This is a genomic window from Promicromonospora aerolata (assembly GCF_042682255.1).
GTDB lineage: Bacteria > Actinomycetota > Actinomycetes > Actinomycetales > Cellulomonadaceae > Promicromonospora > Promicromonospora aerolata.
On sequence record NZ_JBHUHF010000001.1, the window covers coordinates 5,572,466 to 5,587,930 of the forward strand.

General features: G+C 72.2%; 13 protein-coding genes. 5 read left to right on the forward strand and 8 right to left on the reverse strand.

The window, feature by feature from the left end; translation table 11 throughout:
• Positions 1-7 precede the first annotated feature (7 nt).
• Both ACFSL2_RS24790 and ACFSL2_RS24795 read right to left on the reverse strand, forming a co-directional pair.
• A complete protein-coding gene (locus ACFSL2_RS24790) occupies positions 8-1,792 on the reverse strand; it encodes a glycoside hydrolase family 13 protein (protein WP_377200392.1) in 1,785 nt (594 codons plus the stop codon).
• Between the two features lie 61 nt (positions 1,793-1,853).
• A complete protein-coding gene (locus tag ACFSL2_RS24795) occupies positions 1,854-2,879 on the reverse strand; it encodes a LacI family DNA-binding transcriptional regulator (RefSeq protein WP_377200393.1) in 1,026 nt (341 codons plus the stop codon).
• 181 nt (positions 2,880-3,060) lie between these two features.
• On the opposite strand from ACFSL2_RS24795, the gene ACFSL2_RS24800 reads away from it, so the two are divergent.
• From ACFSL2_RS24800 to ACFSL2_RS24810, 3 genes are read left to right on the forward strand one after another with little or no spacing between them, the layout of a single operon-like run.
• Positions 3,061-4,284, forward strand: coding sequence for a sugar ABC transporter substrate-binding protein (locus ACFSL2_RS24800; protein WP_377200394.1), 1,224 nt, complete (start codon positions 3,061-3,063; stop codon positions 4,282-4,284).
• Positions 4,285-4,286: 2 nt separating this feature from the next.
• Complete coding sequence (locus ACFSL2_RS24805; protein WP_377200891.1) at positions 4,287-5,852, forward strand: ABC transporter permease subunit; 1,566 nt, start codon at positions 4,287-4,289, stop codon at positions 5,850-5,852.
• Positions 5,852-6,757, forward strand: a complete 906-nt coding sequence (locus tag ACFSL2_RS24810; RefSeq protein ID WP_377200395.1) for a sugar ABC transporter permease — start codon at positions 5,852-5,854, stop codon at positions 6,755-6,757. The genes ACFSL2_RS24805 and ACFSL2_RS24810 overlap by 1 nt, the downstream gene beginning before the upstream one ends.
• A 337-nt stretch (positions 6,758-7,094) precedes the next feature.
• On the opposite strand, the gene ACFSL2_RS24815 is transcribed toward ACFSL2_RS24810, so the two are convergent.
• The 3 genes from ACFSL2_RS24815 to ACFSL2_RS24825 all read right to left on the reverse strand — a co-directional run bounded on the left by ACFSL2_RS24815 (position 7,095) and on the right by ACFSL2_RS24825 (position 9,318).
• The gene (locus ACFSL2_RS24815) at positions 7,095-8,387 is read right to left on the reverse strand and encodes a deoxyguanosinetriphosphate triphosphohydrolase (RefSeq protein ID WP_377200396.1); all 1,293 of its coding nucleotides are present in this window, start codon (positions 8,385-8,387) and stop codon (positions 7,095-7,097) included.
• Positions 8,388-8,533: 146 nt separating this feature from the next.
• Positions 8,534-8,707 (reverse strand): DUF4236 domain-containing protein, encoded by a 174-nt coding sequence (locus ACFSL2_RS24820; RefSeq protein ID WP_171104560.1) that lies wholly within the window; start codon positions 8,705-8,707, stop codon positions 8,534-8,536.
• A 158-nt stretch (positions 8,708-8,865) separates the two neighbouring features.
• Entirely contained in the window at positions 8,866-9,318 is a 453-nt protein-coding gene (locus tag ACFSL2_RS24825) for a VOC family protein (protein ID WP_377200397.1), read from the reverse strand.
• Positions 9,319-9,360: 42 nt separating this feature from the next.
• Here ACFSL2_RS24825 and ACFSL2_RS24830 point away from each other — a divergent pair, with 42 nt between their 5' ends.
• Both ACFSL2_RS24830 and dnaG read left to right on the forward strand, forming a co-directional pair.
• A complete protein-coding gene (locus tag ACFSL2_RS24830) occupies positions 9,361-10,239 on the forward strand; it encodes an AraC family transcriptional regulator (protein WP_377200398.1) in 879 nt (292 codons plus the stop codon).
• Between the two features lie 55 nt (positions 10,240-10,294).
• On the forward strand, positions 10,295-12,241 hold the full coding sequence (gene dnaG, locus ACFSL2_RS24835; RefSeq protein ID WP_377200399.1) for a DNA primase: 1,947 nt from the start codon (positions 10,295-10,297) through the stop codon (positions 12,239-12,241).
• A 9-nt stretch (positions 12,242-12,250) separates the two neighbouring features.
• Here dnaG and ACFSL2_RS24840 read toward each other — a convergent pair whose 3' ends face one another.
• The 3 genes from ACFSL2_RS24840 to ACFSL2_RS24850 all read right to left on the reverse strand — a co-directional run bounded on the left by ACFSL2_RS24840 (position 12,251) and on the right by ACFSL2_RS24850 (position 15,381).
• On the reverse strand, positions 12,251-13,222 hold the full coding sequence (locus tag ACFSL2_RS24840) for an NAD(P)/FAD-dependent oxidoreductase (protein WP_377200400.1): 972 nt from the start codon (positions 13,220-13,222) through the stop codon (positions 12,251-12,253).
• 91 nt (positions 13,223-13,313) lie between these two features.
• Positions 13,314-14,759 (reverse strand): MDR family MFS transporter, encoded by a 1,446-nt coding sequence (locus ACFSL2_RS24845; RefSeq protein ID WP_377200401.1) that lies wholly within the window; start codon positions 14,757-14,759, stop codon positions 13,314-13,316.
• Positions 14,760-14,814: 55 nt separating this feature from the next.
• On the reverse strand, positions 14,815-15,381 hold the full coding sequence (locus ACFSL2_RS24850) for a MarR family winged helix-turn-helix transcriptional regulator (RefSeq protein ID WP_377200402.1): 567 nt from the start codon (positions 15,379-15,381) through the stop codon (positions 14,815-14,817).
• Positions 15,382-15,465: the final 84 nt, after the last annotated feature.

The following is a 15,465-nucleotide window of genomic DNA, read 5'->3' on the forward strand; positions in this document are numbered from 1 at the left end:
CGCGACGTCAGGCGCGGAGCCAGACCGTCGTGTCGGTCGGGACGGCTACGGTGTCCGCCGAGCTGTCGAGGTCGCCCGAGGCCACCAGCACCTCCGCGCCGGCCGGCAGCGCGAGCGGCACCGTGCCCAGGTTGCCGACCACGACGACGTCGGCCACCCGGAAGGCGACGACGTCGGGGGAGTCGGCCAGCGACTCGACCCACGAGAGCCCGCTCGCACCGACCTTCTCGGCCCGGCGCAGCTCGAGGGCCGTCCGGTACATCTCGTAGGTCGATCCCTCGACCCCGTACTGCCGGTCGGCCGCGAGGTCGGCGTAGACGTCCGGCTGCGGCAGCCAGGTCGCGTCGGTGGAGCCGAACCCGTTGCCCGGCGCGCCGCCGACCCAGGGCAGCGGCACCCGGCAGCCGTCGCGGCCCGCCTCCGCGCCGGCGGTCCGGAAGAACGACGGGTCCTGGCGCACCTCGTCGGGCAGCGCGGTGTGGTCGGGCAGGCCGAGCTCCTCGCCCTGGTACAGGTACGCCGAGCCGGGCAGGGCCAGCATCAGCAGCGTCGCGGCCCGGGCGCGGCGCAGGCCCAGCACGGGGTCGGGCTGCGGGTCGGTCGCCGCGATGCCGTTGAGGGGCCCGGTGCCGATCGTGGCGAGGCCGAGGCGCGACACGTGCCGCACGACGTCGTGGTTGGACAGCACCCACGTGGTCGGCGCGCCGACGGCGTCCATCGTGTTGAACGACACGTCGACCACGGTGCGCAGCCTGGCCGCGTCCCACGGAGCCGTGAGGAACGAGAAGTTGAACGCCTGGTGCATCTCGTCGGGACGCACGTAGCGGGCCAGGCGGCTCAGTGGCTCCACCCAGGCCTCGGCCACCAGGCAGCGGTCGCCCGGGTACTCCTCGAGGACCCGGTGCCAGGCGCGGTAGATCTCGTGCACGCCGTCCTGGTCGAACATCGGGCCGTTGTGCCCGGCGCCCGTGGAGCCGTCCTCGGGGGCGCCCGGGTCGGAGACCTGGTCGTGGCCCTCCTCGACGGTGCCCTCGACCATGGAGACCTGGCCCTCCCAGTCGGGCAGGCCGGCCGCCTTGACCATGCCGTGCGCGACGTCGACGCGGAACCCGTCCACGCCACGGTCGAGCCAGAACCGGAGCACCGCCTCGAACTCCTCGTGGACCTCCCGGTTCTCCCAGTTCAGGTCCGGCTGCGAAGTGTCGAACAGGTGCAGGTACCACTGCGGTCCGAGCGGTGTGTCGTCCTCGCGGGGGGCCAGCCGCGTCCAGGCGGGACCACCGAAGATGGACTGCCAGTTGTTCGGCGGCTCGTCGCCTTCCGGGCCACGGCCGTCCCGGAACATGTACCGGTCGCGCGCGGCGGACCCGGGGGCGGCGGCCAGCGCCTCCTGGAACCAGACGTGCTGGTCGGAGGAGTGGTTGGGCACGAGGTCGACGATGATCTTGAGGCCGCGCTCGTGGGCGCCGGCGAGCATCTCGTCGAAGTCGGCGAGGGTGCCGAACAGCGGGTCGATGTCCCGGTAGTCGGCGACGTCGTAGCCCGCGTCCTTCTGGGGCGAGCGGTAGAACGGGCTCAGCCAGACGGCGTCGACGCCCAGCTGCTTCAGGTGGTCCAGCTTGGAGGTGACGCCCGGCAGGTCGCCGATCCCGTCACCGTTGCCGTCCGCGAAGGAACGGGGGTACACCTGGTAGATCACCGCGTCCCGCCACCACTCGCCGCTACCGGCGGAGGTGTGGACGAGGGGTCCGGCGGTGAGGTCGTCGGTGGTGAGCGGGGTAGTACGTGTCACGTGTCGCGTCCTCGTGGTCGGTGGTATGTCGGCTGTAACGCTTTGCTGCAAGCGTACGGGGTCAGCCCGGGTGCCGTGCCGCTCCCGTGGAGCCGCGGACCACCAGCTCGGGCGTGAACAGCAGCTCCGACCGGGGTGCGCGCTCGCCGTGGATCTCGGTGAGCAGGGCGCTGACGGCGGCGTGCGCCATGTCGGCCACGGGCTGGCGCACGGTGGTCAGCGGGGGGTCGGTGAACGCCACCAGGGGCGAGTCGTCGTAGCCCACCACGCTCACGTCGTCGGGCACGGACAGGCCGCGCGCGTGCGCGCCGCGCACGGCACCGAGGGCCATGAGGTCCGAGCCGCAGACGACGGCGGTGTGCCCGGAGTCGAACAGCTCGCCGGCCGCCGCCTGGCCGCCCTCGAGCGTGTAGAGGGTGAGGGCCACGTGCTCACGGGCCTCATGCTCGGTGGCCGCGAGGCCGTGCCGGACGAGCTGAGCCGCGAACGCCTCGATCTTGCGCTTGGCCGGCACGAACCGGTCGGGGCCGATCGCCATGCCGATGCGGCGGTGGCCGAGCGCCACCAGGTGCCGGACCGAGAGCTCGACGCTGGCGGCGTCGTCGGGCGAGACGAACGGGGCGTCGATGCCCGCGGCGTACCCGTTGATCAGCACGATCGGCAGGCCCCGGCCGCGCAGCCGCTGGTAGCGCTCGGTCGACGCCCGGGTGTCGGCGTGCTTGCCGGACACGAAGACTATGCCGTCCACCGCGTGGTCGATGAGGGTCTCGACGTACTCGTCCTCGGTCGTGCCGCCCGGCGACTGGGTGCAGAGCAGCGGCGTGTAGCCGCGTGCGGCGAGCTGGGACTCGATGGCCTGCGCGAACGCCGGGAACACCGGGTTGGACAGCTCCGGGACGACCAGGCCGATGAGGCCGGCGGGCCGGGCGCGCAGCGCGGACGGGCGCTCGTAGCCGAGCACGTCGAGGGCCGCTAGCACGGCCTGGCGGGTCTCGCCGGCGACGCCGGGCTTTCCGTTGAGCACGCGCGACACGGTCGCGGTGGAGACCCCTGCCTGCTCGGCGAGGTCGGTGAGTCGGGTGCGCACGCCTGGCAGCCTAAGTGACACGCGGCTCCTTCGTCCTGAGTGATCGTGCGGGCGTTCGCGTGCAGGCCTGCAAGCGATGCTGAAACTTTATCGCAACGGCTTGCAAAATTGCGGGAGGCGGCCTTACGGTTCGTGGCATCGAATCCAGGCCCGTCTCGGGCCGTGAACACCGGGAGTGACGATGCGACGGAGCATCCTGACCGCCGCTGCGCTGACCGCGACGCTGGCGCTGACCGCCTGCGCGGGCGGCGCGGAGGAACCAGCGGGCGAGGAGACCTCGGCTGCGCCGGACGGAGCGGGCGCCACGCTCACCGTCTGGGTCGACGAGACCCGCCAGGCCGCCGTGGAGGACGCCGCCGCGGGCTTCGAGGAGTCGACGGGCGCCGAGGTGGAGGTGGTCCTGAAGAACTTCGAGGACATCCGCCCGGACTTCCTGGCCCAGGTGCCCACGGGCAAGGGCCCCGACGTCACCGTGGGCGCGCACGACTGGCTCGGCGAGCTCGCGTCCAACGGCGTCGTGGCCCCGATCGAGCTCGGCGACAAGGCCGAGGCGTTCGAGCCGGTCTCCGTCGCGGCCTTCACGCAGGACGACCAGGTCTACGGCCTCCCGTACGCGGTGGAGAACATCGCGCTCATCCGGAACACCGAGCTCGCACCCGAGGCACCTGCCACGTGGGACGACGCGATCGCGGCCGGCAAGGACGCCGGCACCAAGTACCCGCTGCTGATCCAGACCTCCACCGAGGGCGACCCCTACACGTACTACCCGCTGCAGATGTCGTTCGGCGCCCCGGTGTTCGAGCAGAACGCGGACGGCTCCTACGCGCCGGAGCTCGCGCTCGGCGGTGACGGCGGCACGAAGTTCGCGCAGTGGCTGGCGGAGCAGGGCGACGCCGGCACGCTGAGCACCGACGTCACCTACGACATCGCGCTGGCGGCCTTCGCCAAGGGCGAGTCGCCCTTCATCGTGGGCGGCCCCTGGATGCTGGAGCAGTTCGGTGACCTCGACCTGGCGATCGACCCGATCCCGAGCGCCGGCGGCGAGCCCGCCCAGCCGTTCGTGGGCGTGGCCGGCTTCTACGTGAGCGCGCAGAGCGAGAACGCGCTGCTCGCCAACGACTTCCTCGTCAACCACATGGCCACCACCGAGGCGCAGCTCGCACTCTACGAGGCGGGCGACCGGCCGCCGGCCCTCATCGAGGCCGCGGACACCGCCTCGGAGGACCCGATCACCGCGGGCTTCCGCGAGATCGGCGCGGAGGCCGTGCCGATGCCGTCGCTGCCCGAGATGGGCGCCGTGTGGGCGTACTGGGGCGTCACCGAGGCCGCGATCATCTCCGGCAAGTCCGACCCGGCCAAGGCCTGGGACAAGATGGTCACCGACATCCAGGGTGAGATCGGTTGATGATGTCGCCTGTGACCCGGGGCTCCGGTCGGACCGGCTGGAGCCCCGGGTTTCTTGTGAAGCTCGCCCTGATCGCGCTGGTCGACGCCCTCGGCGTCTACGCCCTGCTGGCCGCGTGGGGCGCCGAGTCGTGGGGCATCCTCGCGGCGATGGTCGCGCTGCTGCTCGCGGCGAACTGGGCGTACTTCAGCAAGCGCGCACTGCCGCTGAAGTACATCCTGCCCGGGCTCGCGTTCCTGCTCGTGTACCAGGTCTACGTGGTGGCCTACACGGGCTACGTCGCATTCACCAACTACGGCGACGGGCACAACTCCACCAAGGAGCAGGCCGTCGAGGCGCTCCTGGTGCAGAACGAGCGCCGGGTTGAGGGCTCGCCGTCCGCGCCGCTCACCGTCGTCGCGGACGGTGACACGCTCGGCTTCGCGCTCGTCGCGCCCGAGGGCGGGGTCCGGGCGGGCACCGCCGAGGAGCCGCTCGCGGCCGTCGACGGCGCCGCGGTGCAGGACGGGCGGGTCACCGCCCTGCCGGGCTACGAGGTGCTGGAGTACGCCGAGGTCCTGGAGCGGCAGCAGCAGGTCACCGACCTGCGCGTGCCCGTATCGGAGGACCCGGCCGACGGCTCGATCCGCACCCAGGACGCCCGCACCGGCTACGTCTTCACGTCCACGCTGACGTACGACGAAGCGTCGGACACCATGACCGACACCACCTCCGGCGTGACGTACACCCCCAACGACGACGGCCAGTTCGAGGCCGCCGACGGCACCACCCTGCCGGTGGGCTGGCGCGTGGTCGTGGGCCTGGACAACTTCGTCACGGCTTTCGGCGACGACCGGTACGCGGGCCCGTTCGGCAAGATCCTGCTGTGGACGTTCGCGTTCGCGGTGCTCTCGGTGGCCTCCACGTTCCTGCTCGGCCTGTTCCTGGCGATCGCGTTCAACGACGCACGCCTGCGCGGGCGGCGGTTCTACCGGACGCTGGTGATCCTGCCGTACGCGATCCCCGGGTTCCTGGCGGCCCTGCTGTGGTCGGGCATGCTGAACCGGTCCTACGGGTTCGTCAACGAGGTGCTGCTCGGCGGGGCCCAGATCCCCTGGCTCACGGACCCGGTGCTCGCCAAGCTGGCCGTGCTCGGGGTGAACCTGTGGCTCGGCTTCCCGTACATGTTCCTGATCTGTACGGGCGCGCTGCAGTCCCTGCCGGGGGACGTGCTCGAGGCGGCGAGGATCGACGGCGCGGGCCGGTGGCGCACCTGGCGGTCCATCACGCTGCCGCTGCTGCTGGTCGCGACGGCGCCCTTGCTCATCTCGTCGTTCGCGTTCAACTTCAACAACTTCACGCTGATCTACATGCTCACCGGCGGCGGCCCGCGGTTCGACGACGCGTCGGTGCCGCTCGGGCACACCGACATCCTCATCTCGATGGTCTACTCGGTCTCCGGGCTCGACGGCACGGCGTCCAAGGACTACGGCCTGGCCAGCGCCCTGTCGATCGTCATCTTCGTGGTGGTCGCGACCATCTCCGCCCTCGCGTTCCGGCGCACCCGCTCGCTCGAGGAGATCGCCTGATGACCACGACCACGACGACAGCCCCCGCGAGCAGCCGGGTCGCACTGCCCCGCCGTACGTCCCCGGCCCGCTGGTTCTCCGACCTCGGGTGGCGGCACCTGGTCGGCGTGCTCGCCGTGGTCTACGCGGGCTTCCCGCTGGTCTACGTCGTGTCGGCCTCGCTGGCCGACGGCGGCACGCTGACCGGCTCCAACGAGCTGTTCGCATCGGTGTCGACCGCCAACTACGTGGCGCTGGGCGACACGAGGTTCTGGACCTGGATGGGCAACACGCTGGTCGTTGCCGTGGTGACCGGGGCCGGCACGGTGCTCATGGGCGCCGCGGCGGCCTATGCCTTCTCCCGCTTCCGGTTCAGCGGTCGCCGGGTGGGGCTCACCGCCCTGCTCATCATCCAGATGTTCCCGCAGATGCTCGCGTTCGTGGCGATCTTCCTGCTGTGCATCTCGCTCGGCGACGTGGTGCCGGTGCTCGGCCTGGACTCCAAGCTGGCACTGATCTGCGTCTACCTCGGAGGAGCCCTCGGCGTGAACACGTTCCTCATGTACGGGTTCTTCAACACCGTGCCGCGGGAGATCGACGAGGCCGCGAAGATCGACGGCGCCTCCCACGCCCAGATCTACTGGACCATCGTGCTGCGGCTGACCGCGCCGATCCTCGCCGTGGTGGGGCTGCTCAGCTTCATCGCGACGTTCGGCGAGTTCATCATCGCCCGCGTGCTGCTGCAGTCGGAGGAGAGCTGGACGCTCGCCGTGGGCCTCTACGGCTGGGTGTCCTCGCTGCTGGACGCGAACTGGGGGCTGTTCACGGCGGGCGCCGTGCTGTCGGCGCTGCCGGTGCTCGCGCTGTTCCTGTTCCTGCAGAAGTACATCGTGGGCGGGCTGACGGCGGGTTCGGTCAAGGGCTGAGCCGCGCCGGGTCCGGCGCGTGGGCTGTTGCTGGGCGTGGGCGTGGGGTTCGTGGGATGCCGAACCGAACGTTGATAGTCGGCGGCGGCCTCGAACCGAATGTTGCTAGTCGTACGAGCCGCTCAAGGACGTGCACGCTGCGGTTCGGCGGCCACCGTGACGTCCAGGTTGCGGTTCGGCGGAAGAGCACGGCTGCTGAGACGTCTACGTTGCGGTTCGGTGCGCCGGAGCCGCGCCAGAGTCGCCGCCGGGACGTGCAGGTTGCGGTTCGGCCCCCGCGTCCCGGGGCCGCCCGGTCGAAACGCAGGTCGCGCGTCTGCGGTAGCCCCCACCGTGCCTAGGAGCCCGGTGCGACCAGCCGTCGGTGCAGCGCCAGCGCCGACAGGTCAGTCAGCGACGCGACCTGGTCGACCACGACGCGCAGGCGGGCGTCGTCGTCGGGCGCGGCTCGCCAGTCCGCGGCGAACGGTGTCTCCAGCTCGTCGGGGGCGCGGTCGGCGAGCACGCCGACCAGCTCGGCCAGGATCTCCCGCTCCCGCAGGTAGCGGGGTTCCTGGCCGCGCGGCGCCATGACGTAGGCGACGGCGATGCCCTTGAGCGCGAGGATCTCGTGCTCGGTCTCGGCGGGGACCACGAGCCGGGCGGCGTAGCGGGTCAGGGCGCCCTCGCCGAACTCGGCACGCGTCGCGGTGATCGCCGAGCCGATGAACCGGCCGATGAGCTGGCTCGTCATGTCCTTGAGCGAGGCGAGCGACCTCCGCGACCCGTCGAACGCCCGCACGAGGTGCCCGACGCCGCGCAGGTAGTCCTGCAGACGGCCGATGGCCGCGTCGATGGCGTCCTCGGTGTACCACTCGCCGTACCAGGCCCGCACGTACTCGGCGACGCGCGCCCGCTGCTCGGCGTCCGCCATGAGGTCCAGGTCGATGCGGCCGGCCACCACGCCGTCCTCGACGTCGTGCACCGAGTAGCTGATGTCGTCGGCGAGGTCCATGACCTGGGCCTCGAGGCACTTCACGCCGTCGGGGGCGTTCTCCCGCAGCCAGGCGAACACGGGGAGGTCGTCGGCGTAGACGCCGAACTTGCGGCTCGCCGTGCCGTCCGGCCGCGCGGGGCCTGCTCCGTAGGCCCACGGGTACTTGACGCTCGCGTCGAGGCTGGCCCGGGTGAGGTTGAGGCCGGCCGGGGTGTCGTCGTCGGCGAGCACCTTGGGCTCCAGCCGGGTCAGCAGGCGCAGCGTCTGCGCGTTGCCCTCGAAACCCCCGATCGGTTCGGCGATCTCGGCGAGCGCCGTCTCGCCGTTGTGCCCGAAGGGCGGGTGGCCGAGGTCGTGGGTGAGGCAGGCGGTGTCGACGACGTCGGGGTCGCAGCCGAGGGACCGGCCCATGCCGCGGCCCACCTGCGCCACCTCGAGGGAGTGGGTGAGCCGGGTGCGGACGAAGTCGTCGTGCCCCGCGCCGAGTACCTGGGTCTTGGCGCCGAGGCGCCGCAGCGCGGAGGAGTGCACCACACGGCCGCGGTCGCGTTCGAAGGGGGTGCGGGCCTGCGACTTGGGTGGTTCGGACACCCAGCGTTCGACGTCCTGCGCACTGTACGACGGCGGGATGCTCTTCCCGAGGGCTTGCTCCACGTCGCCACTCTAGTCACGCGGGCCGGGATCCCGGGAATCTCGCCGCTGGCACCTGCCCGCTGTCATCTTTCCGCCCCCGCCGGATGCCCGCGCGGTGGCAGTCGGAGCGGAGGCAGGGGCCGATCCCCGCCTCCGCCGCGGCGGTCCTACTTGTTGTTGCTGTACCAGCTCAGACCACCGGGAAGGTTGATCGAGTGCTTCTTGGTCCGGGAGTTCCAGGTCCAGGGACCGATCTTGAAGCTCATGGACGACAACCCCTTCTGGGTGATGTTGAACTTGAGCGGGCCGAGCGACAGCCTCTTGCGATACCGGATTCCCATGATTCCTGACTTTCCTCCTCGGGTCGGGGCAAAGCGTACCGAACCGTACGAGCACGGCAAAGCACGCGTCCGTTCCCAGGGGGGCCTGCACCCGACCATGCAGTTGCTGCCAGGATCGGGACTGATCTGGCAGCAACTGCATGGTCGGGTGCGAGTGGTCAGTCGCGGGACGCCATCCAGGCGTCGCTCGCGCGCTGGACGTCGTCCGACGTCACGGACTCGTCCACCGTGACGAAGTACCAGCGGTGACCGAACGGGTCGCGGACCGCGGCCTGTCGGAACCCCTCGAACCAGTCGGCCGGCTCGGCCAGGCTGGTCGCACCGGCGTCGATCGCGCGCGTGTACGCGCCATCGGTGTCCTCGACCGGGATGGTGAAGCTCGCGTGCGTGGGCGCGCCGGGCTCGGGGGCGACGGAGTCCGGCGGGAACGCGCCGGCGACGGTGAACGTCGACTCGCCGGCAGCGGACCGCAGGACCAGGTCGGAGTGGATGATCGCGTCACCGGCGGTGACCACGTCCTTCGTCTCGGCGCCGAACGCCGCCTCGTAGAAGGAGATCGCGGCGCGGGCGTCGGCCACGGAGATGTTGGGGTGCAGGGCTGAGTTCTTCATGTCACCGATGCTTCCCCGCTCGGTTGTGCCAGTCTTGGAAATATGCGACAGGTGTTCGACGGCGACCGCACGGTCAAGCAGGCGCTCGACTCCGGGCCCACACTCGGCATCGTGAACCCCGCGCGGGCGCGCGACCGGTTCACGCTGGCGCGCGTCGAGCCGGCCCAAGACCTCGCCGACCTCGTCGACTGGCACTGGGTGATCACCTGGGACCTGCCCCCCGGTGCCGCGTTCACGCAGACCGTCATGCCGCACCCGGTGGGCCACGTCGTCGCGGAGGAGACGGGCTTCCTCGCCTACGCCATGCCCGCCGGGCTCTTCGAGCGCACGCTCGTCGCTTCCGGCGCCGTCGTGGGCACCAAGCTGCGCCCCGGCGGGTACCGCGCCCTGCTCCAGCTGACGCACCCGGGTGAGCGGGGCGCCGTCGGCCCGGCAGGTTTTCTCGGGCCGACGGCGGAGCGCACCGCCGCGGAGTCGCTCACCCACGCATCGGCCGGTCGGCCGGACGACGCTGTCCGGACCGTCACGCCGTTGCTCCAGGCCGCGGCCGAGCGGGCCCGGACGCCGCGGTCCGCCGCCGCGCTGGCCACACTCGACGAGGCCTTCGCGACGATCGCCGACGCCGTGCCCGGCACCACCGTCGCGGACCTCGCCGCCCGGCTCGGCACCACGCCCCGCTCCTTGCAGCGCCTGTTCGCGGACTGGGTGGGCGTGAGCCCCAAGTGGGTGCTGCGGCGGCATCGTGTGCACCTCGCCGCCGAGATGCTGGGGCGTGATCCGGCCCTGGACCTGGCGGGGCTCGCGGCCGCCGTCGGCTACTACGACCAGGCGCACTTCAGTGGTGACTTCGTGCGCGCCGTCGGCGTCGCGCCGCGTGCGTACGCCCGGAGCTGCGCGGAGGCGCAGGGGCTCACGGGCTGACGGGAGCATGTGGACGGCGGCGTCCTGGCGCTGCCCCCACGCATAGACTTCGGGCGTGGCCGGGCTGATCAGACGTGAGGATGTGGACCAGGTCCGCGAGCGCGCGCGGATCGACGAGATCGTCTCGGCGCACGTGACCCTCAAGCCCGCCGGGGTGGGTGCGCTGGTGGGTCTGTGCCCCTTCCACGACGAGCGCAGCCCCAGCTTCAACGTGCGGCCGAGCGTGGGTCGCTACCACTGCTTCGGCTGCGGCGAGGGCGGCGACGTCATCGAGTTCATCATGAAGATGGACGGGCTCAGCTTCACCGAGGCCATCGAGTACCTCGCGGGCAAGACGGGGGTGCAGCTGCGCTACGAGGAGGGCGGCTCGGCCCGTCCGCGCGAGGAGCCCGGCAAGCGTCAGCGCCTGCTGGAGGCGAACCGCGTGGCCGCCGAGTTCTACGCCGAGCAGCTCATGGGCCCGGGAGCGGCCGCGGCGCGCGCCTTCCTCGCCGAGCGCAGCTTCGACCGGTCCGACGCCGAGCGGTTCGGTGTCGGGTTCGCGCCCAAGGGCTGGGACGCGCTGCAGCGCCACCTCCAGGGTCGGGGTTTCACGCAGGCGGAGCTGGTCGCCAGCGGGCTGATGTCGCAGGGTCAGCGGGGCATCTACGACCGGTTCCGCGGCCGGGTCATGTGGCCCATCCGGGACGTGACGGGTGCCGTGATCGGGTTCGGCGCGCGCCGCCTGTTCGAGGACGACCAGGGGCCCAAGTACCTCAACACCCCGGAGACCAGCCTCTACAAGAAGTCGCACGTGCTGTACGGCATCGACCTCGCCAAGCGGGAGATCGCCAAGGGCAAGCGCGTGGTGGTGGTCGAGGGGTACACCGACGTCATGGCCGCGCACCTGTCCGGCGTGACGACCGCCGTGGCCACGTGCGGCACCGCCTTCGGCGCCGACCACGCGAAGGTGGTGCGCCGCCTGCTCGGCGACACGACGGCGGGCGGCGGCCTGCAGCTCAAGTCGGGTGCGTCGCTCGGTGGCGAGATCATCTTCACGTTCGACGGTGACGCGGCCGGCCAGAAGGCCGCGGTGCGCGCGTACGGCGAGGACCAGCGGTTCTTCGCCCAGACGTTCGTCGCCGTCGAGCCCAGCGGGATGGATCCGTGTGACCTGCGGATGGTGGGCGGTCCCGAGGCTGTCCGGGCCCTGGTGGACGGCCGGGTGCCGCTGTTCCAGTTCGTGGTGCGCAGCAAGCTCGACGAGTTCGACCTGAACACCGCGGAGGGCCGGGTCAACGCGCTGCGGGAGGCCGCGCCGATCATCGCCGGTATCCGCGACACGGCGCTGCGTCCCGAGTACGCGCGTCTGCTGGCGGGCTGGATCGGCACCGACGAGCGGACGGTCGCCCGGGAGATCTCGCGTGCGGCGAGCACGCCGTCGCTGCGGGAGCCGCCACCGACCACGGCGGGCGGGGACGGCGGCGGGCCGGCCGGCTCGGACGAGCGTCCGACGACGGGGGGCGTGCCGCAGCTGCCCGCACCCGACCCGCGCGACCCCGTGGCGCGCGACGAGCGGCTCGCGCTCGTCGCGGTGCTGCAGTACCCGCAGCACGTCCCCTCGTCGTTCGACGTGCTGGGCGAGGACGCGTTCGTCGTGCCCGCCTGGCGTGTCGTGCACTCCGCGATCCGGGCGGCCGGGGGAGCGGCGGCCGGACGCGAGATGTCCGCGGCGCAGTGGGTCGCCGCCGTGCTGGAGCAGGCACCGGAGACCGTGGCGGGCGTCGTCACGCAGCTCTCGGTGGCGTCCCTCCCGGAGGACCGGGAGTCGGCGATCGCCGCGTTCGTCGCGGGTGTGGTGCGCCGCGTCGCCGACCTGGGTCTGACGCGGCGGGTCGCCGACGCGCGCAGCCGGCTGCAGCGGCTCGACCCGGCGGACACCGAGGCGTACCAGGCGGCGTTCGCCGAGCTCCTGACGATCGAGGCCGAGCGCCGCACCCTCCGGGAGGGCTCGAGCGCGTAGCCGGCACCGTCAGCGCGGGGCCGGGTGGTCGCGGGCGAGCAGCTCGCCGTCGAGGGCGCCCGCAGCCATCTGGCCGGACGCTGCCGCCGCGAGGACCGACGCGAGCGGCATCGGTGTCGCCGGCGTGTGTGCCATGTCGCCGGCGGCGAACACGCCCGGCATGCTCGTGCGCCCCATGACGTCGACCTCGACGGCGCCCGATGCGAGCAGGTCGAGGCCCAGCTGCTCCGCGAACGGCGCGCGCTGGGCGGTCGCGGGGGCCACGAACATGCCGCCCACCTCCTCGGCGGGGCCGTCGGCGAACGTCACGGTCGCACCGGAGGCGCTGCGGGTCAGCTCCTTGACGGGCTCGGGCCGCACGGTGACCCCCGCGTCGTCGAGCTGGGCACGGATGCCCGGCTCGAGCTCCGCGCCGTCGGTCAGGACGGTGAGGCGGCTCGCGATGCGCTCCAGCAGGAACGCGACCCGGGTCACGTGGGGACCGTCGCCGAGCACGGCCACGTGCCGGCCGCTCAGCTCGTGCCCGTGGCAGTAGGGGCAGGCGGCGGCGACGGTGCCGAACAGCGGTTCCAGCCCGGGGACCGGCGGCAGCGTGTCGCGCAGCCCGGTGGCGAGCAGCACCGCGCGGGCGGCGGGCGCCTCGGGCCCGTCCGAGCCCTCGGCGCCCGGTTCGGCGCCCAGCTCGACCCGGAACCCCGCGCCGTCCGGCACGACGGCGGTCGCGGCCGCCGCGCGGACCGTCACCGTGTCGTAGGCGGCCAGCTCGGCGCGTGCCGCGGCACGGAACTCCGCCGGCGGCGTGCCGTCGTGCGTCACGACGTTGTGCATGTGCTCGGCGGACGCGTTGCGGTACTCGCCGGAGTCGAGCAGGAGGACACGCCGGTGCATGCGGCCGAGCGTGAGAGCTGCCTGCAGCCCGGCCGGGCCACCACCGATCACCACGGCGTCGTAGGGGCTGGTCGAGGGGTCTGGTGCGGACATCGCGGGCTCCGTCTCCTGGGGGGCGTGCGGTACCGCACCAGCATCCGACTTCATGTCGACATGAAGTCAAGGCCCGTTCGGCCCGCCCGGATCACGGCGCCGCCGGGGTGTCCCTCGGGTGGTCGCGGGGGAGCAGCAGCACGGTCACGGCCAGGAGCGCGGCGGAGGCGACGACGCACCAGAACACCAGGTGCATGGCGTGGGCCAGGCCGGGCCCCTCGGGCGTGCCGTCCGCGCCGATCGTGGTCACGGCGTTCACCACCGCGCCGAGCGCGGCCACGCCGACGGCCTGACCGATCGAGCGCGCGAACATGTTCGTGGCGGTCACCGCACCACGCTCGTTCCAGCCCACGCTGTGCTGCGCGGCCAGCAGCGTGGGTACGGCCACCAGCCCCATGCCCATGCCGATCACGAACACGGCGGCCGATATGTGCCATACCTCGGAGCCGGCACCGAGGCTGAGCGTGAGCAGTGCTCCGGCGAGGACGATCGCCGACCCGAGGAGCGCCGTCCAGCGGAACCCGACGGACAGGTAGACCCTGCCCGACAGCGTGGCCGCCAACGGCCAGCCGACCAGGAGGGAGGCCAGGGCGAACCCCGCCACGAGCGGTCCGGTGCCGAGCACGCCCTGCGCGTAGATCGGCACGTACGTGGTCAGGCCCAGCGTGATGACGCCGACCCAGAGGCCGGCCGCGGTCGACGCGCCCACCACGCGGCGGCGCAGCAGCGCCAGGTCGAAGATCGGGTGCGCCGTCCTGCGGGACGTCACGCCGAACGCCGCGAGCAGGACCGCCGACGCGACGAACATCCCCACCGACTCGACCGAGCCCCAGGCCCAGGCGTGCCCACCCTCGAGCAGGCCCAGCACCAGGGCGGTGCTGCCGCCGGTCAGCAGCGCCGCGCCGAGGTAGTCGACGGGCTCCCGCTCACCCGCACGTTCCTTCTCGTGGAAGCGCCGCCAGAGGACGACCGCCGCCACCGTGGCGATCGGCACGTTGACCCAGAAGATCCAGCGCCAGCTCACGAACTGGCTGAACACGCCGCCCAGGGTCGGGCCGAGCACCGAGGACGCGGCCCACACGCTCGCGAGGTACCCCTGGATCTTGGCGCGCTCGGCGAGGCTGTAGATGTCGCCGGCGATGGTCATGGACATCGGCATGATCGCTCCGGCGCCCAGGCCCTGCAGCACCCGGAACCAGATGAGCGCCGGCATGCTCCAGGCGACGGCGCACAGCACCGAGCCGAGCAGGAACAGGCCGATGCCGAGCATCATCACCCGCTTGCGCCCGAACACGTCGGCCAGCCGCCCGTACAGGGGGACCGTGACCGCCTGGGCCAGCGTGTACGCGGAGAACAGCCACGGGACCTGCTCGAACGCACCGAGCTCTCGTGCGACGGTGGTCGACGCCGTGGCGAGGATCGTGACGTCGAGAGCCACGAGCGCCGTGGAGAGCATCAGCGCGCCGAGGATCGGCCCGCGGTCACCGCGCAGACCCAGCCGCACGTCGACGGTGGCGCCCGAGGGCTGCGCGGTCATGTCAGGGTCTTTCCGGTGTGCTGCACGACACTTACAAAGTTGCCCGGGGCAGCGCCTATTCCCGTGGGGACGAACCGGTCGGGGCATTGCCAGGGGTACCGCGCGGCCAGCCCTGCGGGACGATGTCGCGCCCGCCGGCGGGCACCGAGTCGGCAAGCCGGCCGAGCGTCGCGAGAAACGTGTCGACGTCGGGGCCGTCGCCGATGGCGGCGCGCAGCGTGCTGTCGAACCCGATCGCGGCGGACCTGAGGTCACCGAAGAGTGCTTCGCCCGCTGCCGTGACCTCGATGCGCTGGACCCGGCGGTTCGACGCCTCGCGCGTGCGCACCACCAGGCCCCGGTCCTCCATGCCGCGCAGGTGGTGGGTCAGGGTGGCCTCCCGGATGCCGACGGCGCGGGCCAGCTCGCGCTGGGTGGCCGGCGTGCCCTGGTGCAGGGCGAGCAGGATGTGCCAGACCTGCCAGCTGCCACCATGCTGGGTGAGCAGGGCGTCGAACGCGCGCATCACGCGCTGCACGGACTGCCACATCGAGACCGCGACCGGGACCGGCCCGGACCTGGCCGGTTCCGGTCCGCCGTCCGTGCCCCCGGGTTCGGCGCTGGACTGCCCGCTTGTTCGCATGGTCGCAGGGTAGTTCGGTGGCCGCCGAAATGCATTGACGCCTAATCCTTAGATGCCTAACGTTGGCGCTCGAAGGTACTTCGG